Origin of the sequence: Methylibium sp. T29 (genome assembly GCF_000576205.1) — a bacterium.
In the GTDB taxonomy this organism is placed as follows: domain Bacteria; phylum Pseudomonadota; class Gammaproteobacteria; order Burkholderiales; family Burkholderiaceae_C; genus Methylibium; species Methylibium petroleiphilum.
In genome coordinates, this window is sequence record NZ_AZND01000484.1 from 1 (window position 1) to 1,383 (window position 1,383).

General features: G+C 72.4%; 2 protein-coding genes. Both read right to left on the minus strand.

Annotation, left to right across the window (positions count from 1 at the left end; all coding sequences use genetic code 11):
• Positions 1 to 271 precede the first annotated feature (271 nt).
• Positions 272 to 748 carry a tyrosine-protein phosphatase gene (locus x551_RS22220; RefSeq protein ID WP_036235532.1) on the minus strand — a complete coding sequence of 159 codons (477 nt, stop codon included), beginning with the start codon at positions 746 to 748 and terminating at the stop codon, positions 272 to 274.
• Positions 745 to 1,383 (minus strand): LLM class flavin-dependent oxidoreductase (locus tag x551_RS22225; RefSeq protein ID WP_036251656.1); only part of this gene is annotated, 639 nt, incomplete at its 5' end. The genes x551_RS22220 and x551_RS22225, both read right to left, overlap by 4 nt.

Below are 1,383 nucleotides of genomic sequence, written 5' to 3' on the forward strand. Positions count from 1 at the left end.
CGGCCGGCTTGGCCGGCGGCGCGTCCGGGGTGCTGCGCGGCGGCAGGCTGCGCTTCATGCCGGCCGAACCGCCACCGCCGAGGCGCTTGGCCTCCACGAGCGTCGGGGCCAGCCCCACTGCCAGCGACGCCGCCATCACCACACCAAGCCACCAACGCTTCATGTCCTGTTCCTTGTCAGAGTCTGCAGGCGGCCGATCGGTGGAAGGGCGCCTGTCGGAAGTATGACGTAAAGCTGACAAATTGGTTCCGAACGTCGCCGGCACCTGCGCTCAGAAGGTCTCGATCCAGCCCGACTGCCGTGCCGATTCGGGGTTCGACCCGGCTTCGCGCACCTGCTGCAGTGCCGCATCGGTGCTCAGACCCAGGCGCTTGAGCAGGCAGGCGGCGGCGGTGCCGGTGCGGCCGATGCCGGCAGCGCAATGCAGCAGCAGGACCTCGCCGCGGCCCAGGGCGAGCGCCATCTCCTCGATCCCGACCTGGAAGGCCGGTAGATCCGGCGCGACGCCGTAGTTGCGCATCGGTAGCGCCTGCCATTGGCAGGGCAGGGTGTGCGATTCGATGGCCGCCGCGTAGTCGGGCGACAGCTCGGCGATCTCCTCGAGGGGTGTCAAGCAGACGATGCGCGTCAGCCCGGCATCGCGCGCCACGGTGACGAACCGCTCCCAGGGTTGCAGCCGGCCCGGCATCGGCGACAGCCACACCCGACCGGCGACCCCGGGCGGCAGTGCGAGCGGGCGAAAGCTCATGCGGCGTTCTCCGGGGGTGTTGTTGCGAGGTCCGGCGCCAGGCCGAACTCGCGCGCCAGCAGCGCATAGGAGCGGCGGCGCACGGCCGGGTCGTGCGCCCAGGTGTTGACCACCAGTTCATCGAGCCCCAGCGCGGTCGCCAGCTCCCTCAGCTGCGCGGCGACCTGCGGGGCGCTGCCGACGAAGGCCTTGCGTTGCTGGGCCTCCAGGGCCGGTCCTTCCTCGGCGCTGAAGCCGCGTTCGGCAACTGCGTCGGGCGACAGCAGCGGGCCAAGACGGCCGCGAGCGCGGTCGATCCGCCAGCGGTCGCGGCTGAGCGCGTGGTGCCGTGCCTCGGCCTCGCTGTCGGCGGCGAGCGCCCAGACGCAGATCGTGGCCTGCGGCGTCGGGTGCCGTTCGCTCGGCTGGTACAGCGCGCGATACAGCGACAGGGCCTGCTCGACGCCCTGGCCGTCCATGAAGAAGTAGGCGAAGGCGTAGGGCAGGCCGAAGTGCGCCGCGAGCCGGGCGCCGTAGTCGGAGCTGCCGAGCACCCAGAGCGCGGGGGCCCGCTCGAAGTCGCGCGCGTCCGCCGGCGGCCGGGGATGCGCCACGATGCCGCGGTGTTGCCGCCCGGCGGTCCAGGCCTGCAGGTC

What these genes read in the sequence shown, in the direction of transcription:
- x551_RS22220 (WP_036235532.1), bottom strand. Translation starts at nt 748, where the DNA reads ATGAGCTTTCGCCCGCTCGCACTGCCGCCCGGGGTCGCCGGTCGGGTG.